We start from the raw sequence: 3,996 nt of genomic DNA on the forward strand, positions 1-3,996 counted from the left end.
TACGGCATTCGCGGTGGCAGCTCTCGTCATAACGCTCAACGCACGAGACAGGGGCGTTTGTCATCAAACGTCCATCCAGGGATCAAAAACTGCATCGCGATTGCGTCATCCCGCGCACCGAGCCCATGCTGCTTATAGAGGGCATGGGCCTTGTCGACCGCCGTGCGGTCGAGCGCGATGCCGAGGCCGGGTCGGTCGGGAACGGCGATCCTGCCGCCTTTGATCTGGAACGGCTCCTTGGTCAGGGCCTGGCCGTCCTGCCAGATCCAGTGGGTGTCGATCGCCGTCACCTTGCCGGGAGCCGCGGCACCTACATGGGTAAACATCGCCAGCGAAATATCGAAATGATTGTTCGAATGCGAGCCCCAGGTCAGGCCGTTGTCGCGGCAGGTCTGCGCCACCCGGACCGAGCCCTGCATGGTCCAGAAATGGGGATCGGCCAAGGGGATGTCGACCGCGCCCAGCCGCAGCGCATGGCTGAGCTGCCGCCAGTCGGTGGCGATCATGTTGGTCGCGGTCGGCAGCCCGGTGGCGCGGCGGAACTCGGCCATGATCTCGCGCCCGGAAAAGCCGGCCTCGGCACCGCAGGGGTCCTCGGCATAAGCGAGGATACCGTGCATGTTGCTGCACAGGCCGATCGCCTCGTCGAGCGACCAGGCGCCATTGGGATCGAGCGTCACGCGCGCGTCAGGGAAGCGTTTCGCGAGCGCGGTCACCGCCTCGATCTCCTCCTCACCGCGCAGCACGCCGCCCTTCAGTTTGAAATCGGCGAAGCCGTATTGGTCATGCGCGGCTTCCGCGAGCCGCACCACCGTCTCGGGCGTCAGTGCCTCCTGGTGGCGCAGCCTGAACCAGCCGTCCTTCTCGCCGTCGCCGGTGGCGTAGAGCAGGTCAGTCTTGCTGCGGTCGCCGACGAAGAACAGATAGCCGAGCACGTCGACCGATGCGCGCTGCTGGCCTTCGCCGAGCAGGGCCGCGACGGGCAAGCCAAGATGCTGGCCGAGCAGGTCGAGCAGCGCGGATTCGACCGCGGTCACCGCATGGATCATCACGCGCAGGTCGAAGGTCTGCTTGCCGCGGCCGCCGGCGTCGCGATCGGCGAACGTTTCGCGCATCGACGCCAGGATGTTGTTGCAGGCGCCGATCGTCTGGCCGACGACGAGGTCGCGCGCGTCCTCCAGCGTCTTTCGGATCTTCTCACCGCCCGGCACCTCACCGAGCCCGGTATGGCCGGAATTGTCGGTGAGGACGACCAGGTTGCGGGTGAAGAACGGCGCATGCGCGCCGCTTAAGTTGAGGAGCATGCTGTCACGGCCCGCGACGGGGATGACCTCCATCGCGGTGACGACTGGCGCGCCGCTGAAACCGGCGCCAATCGCGTTTTGAACCATCTGCTCCTCCTTTGGTCGTCTTGTTAGTACCACCGTCATTCCGGGGCAGCCCGTCAGGGCTGAACCCGGAATCTTGGCATTGGCTTGCGTCTTTTCTTTTCCATCAATCTCCAGATTCCGGGTTCAAGGCCTTGCGGCCTTGCCCCGGAATGACCGTGAAAATTACTCCGCCGCCTGACGCGCCGGCATCGCATTCGGCAGCTTCGCCACCAGCGCGGTGAGCTCGGCCATTTCGGCTTCCGTCAAATCCGTCAGCGGCGGGCGTACCGGACCGGAATCGCGGCCGATCACCTTCATGCCGGCCTTGATGATCGATACCGCATAGCCCTTCTTGCGGTTGCGGATCGCAATCAGAGGCAGGATAAAATCCTTCAATCCGGCGTGGATCGCCTCGTGATCGCGCCGGCGCACCGCGGCGTAGAACTTGACCGCAAATTCCGGCACGAAATTGAACACGGCCGAGGAATAGGTCGTGACGCCCATGTCGAGATAGGGCAGCGCGAAGGTCTCGGCCGTCGGCAGGCCGCCGATATAGGTGAGGCGGTCGCCGAGCTTGGAATAGACCCGGGTCATCAGTTCGATGTCGCCGATGCCGTCCTTGTAGCCGACCAGGTTCGGGCAGCGCTCGCACAGCTTCGCCAGCGTATCGGGCTGCAGGATCGCATTGTCGCGGTTGTAGACGATGACGCCGATCTTCACCGCATTGCAGATCGCCTCGACGTGTGCGGCGAGACCCTCCTGCTCGGCATGCATCAGATAGGGCGGCAGCAACAACAGGCCGTCGGCGCCGGCCTTCTCGGCGCCGACAGCGATCTCGCGCGCGATCGCGGTGCCGTAGCCGGTGCCGGCGAGCACGGGCACGCGGCCCTTGGTTTCCTCGACCGCGACGCGAACGACCTCCGGAACCTCGGTCGCCGTCAGCGAGAAGAACTCGCCGGTGCCGCCGGCGGCGAACAGGCCGGCAACGTCATAGCCGCACAGCCAGTCCATGTTGGAGCGATAGGTCGCCTCGTCGAAGGAATAGTCCGCCTTGAACGGCGTCACGGGGAAGGAGAGCAGGCCACTGCCGATCTGCGCGGCCATCTCCTTGGGGGTCATCTTGCTCATCGCGCGTTCCTCTCGGATTCCGATCATCGACGCGGAACTTGGGCCATAAGCCTTGGGCCATATACCTTGGGGCTCAGACATCGCGTCCTTGAGGCCTTTCGTTAAGACCAAGTCCGATGCCGGTCCAAGCCAATCACGGTATCGATCAATACCAGGTCGGCATCAATCCTCGCTCTGCTGCAGCGCGGCGAGGCTGCTTGCAATCTCAACCAACGCGGGCAGCAGCGGATTGTCGTGCTCACGCCGCCAGACCAGGAACAGCTCGACCGGGGTGGCATTGCGCAGCTTCAGGGGACGCAGCTTCACGTCGGCGATCCGAAGACTGCTCGCCGCCTCCGGCACGATGGCGACCCCGAGACCTGCGCGCACCATCGAAAGAATGGAGTGGATCTGGCTCAGATGCTGGACATAGCGCGGCAGCACCTCCGCTCGCATGAATTGCGCCACCAGCAGGTCGTGGAAATAGCGCGCTTCCGAGGGCGAATACATGATGAAGGGCTGGCCGTCGAAGTCCTTGATCGAGACGCTGTCGGCGGAGGCGAGCCGGTGGCGCCGCGGTACGGCGGCGAGCAGCTGCTCGGCCACCACGCGCTTGGTCGCGAATTCCGGCCGCGCGATCGGCGGCCGCAACAGGCCGGCATCGATCTGCCCAAAGGCGAGCGCTTCGATCTGGTCGCCCGATACCATCTCGCTCAATGACAGATCAGCCTCGGGCAACCGGGTGCGGCAGGCCGCCAGCAGCTCCGGCATGAACCCGTAGGCAGCGGCGGCCGTGAAGCCGATCTTGAGCGAGCCGCTCTTGCCGCTGGCGATCCGGCGCGCCACCTGCGCCGCGCTTTCCGCCATTTTCAGGATGCGCCGCGCCTCGGGGAGGAAGCTGCGCCCCGCGGGCGTCAGCTTCACCGAGCGGCTGGTACGCTCGAGCAGTGCCGCATCGATGATGTGCTCCAGCACCTGGATCTGCCGGCTCAAGGGCGGCTGGGTCATGTTGAGCCGGCTAGCGGCGCGGCCGAAATGCAGCTCCTCGGCCACCGTGACGAAGCAGCGAAGCTGGTTGAGATCGAACATCGATGCCTCCCGGGTATGGATGGCGCGGGCGTAGACCGCGGATTAGCATTGATCGGAACAACTGAAAATGCCGGGGCAGGTCGACAGTTGGCAGGCAGTCTTCGATGCTGGGCTCTCCCCAGCAACTCCGTCAGGGCGCGGCTGCATCGACAGACACCATTGTGGTCCCGGCGAAAGCCGAGACCCATATTCCCAGGGAGATGTTCGAGGCACGCTGGTTACTCCCTGCTCGCACACCACACCGGCCGCGGCGTATGGGTCCCGGGTCGGCGCCGCGCCACGCTTGCGCGCGCCATGGCTTGCCCGGGACGACCCGGAGAGAGAAGCGGATTCACATCTCAAACAGCCAGGTGCAATCTACAGCATGGATAAGGGTCCGCGTTCTCGCGGCAACCGATGCCCGAGGCTTCTGATCAGTGTGTCCCTCTCG

Annotated in this window: 3 protein-coding genes; all 3 read right to left on the reverse strand. The window is 64.9% G+C overall.

Going from position 1 to position 3,996, the window contains the following annotated elements; genetic code table 11:
* Window positions 1-35: 35 nt before the first annotated feature.
* Entirely contained in the window at window positions 36-1,391 is a 1,356-nt protein-coding gene (gene gudD, locus BRAS3843_RS26165) for a glucarate dehydratase (RefSeq protein WP_008972112.1), read from the reverse strand.
* Between the two features lie 162 nt (window positions 1,392-1,553).
* On the reverse strand, window positions 1,554-2,498 hold the full coding sequence (gene kdgD, locus BRAS3843_RS26170; protein ID WP_008972113.1) for a 5-dehydro-4-deoxyglucarate dehydratase: 945 nt from the start codon (window positions 2,496-2,498) through the stop codon (window positions 1,554-1,556).
* 162 nt (window positions 2,499-2,660) lie between these two features.
* Window positions 2,661-3,566, reverse strand: a complete 906-nt coding sequence (locus tag BRAS3843_RS26175) for a LysR substrate-binding domain-containing protein (RefSeq protein WP_008972114.1) — start codon at window positions 3,564-3,566, stop codon at window positions 2,661-2,663.
* Window positions 3,567-3,996: the final 430 nt, after the last annotated feature.

The sequence above is a fragment of the Bradyrhizobium sp. STM 3843 genome, from assembly GCF_000239815.1.
GTDB lineage: Bacteria > Pseudomonadota > Alphaproteobacteria > Rhizobiales > Xanthobacteraceae > Bradyrhizobium.

Excerpts from the sequence above, each read along its gene's own strand:
- kdgD (WP_008972113.1), bottom strand. The coding sequence starts at position 2,498 with ATGAGCAAGATGACCCCCAAGGAGATGGCCGCGCAGATCGGCAGTGGC.
- BRAS3843_RS26175 (WP_008972114.1), bottom strand. The coding sequence starts at position 3,566 with ATGTTCGATCTCAACCAGCTTCGCTGCTTCGTCACGGTGGCCGAGGAG.
- gudD (WP_008972112.1), bottom strand. The coding sequence starts at position 1,391 with ATGGTTCAAAACGCGATTGGCGCCGGTTTCAGCGGCGCGCCAGTCGTC.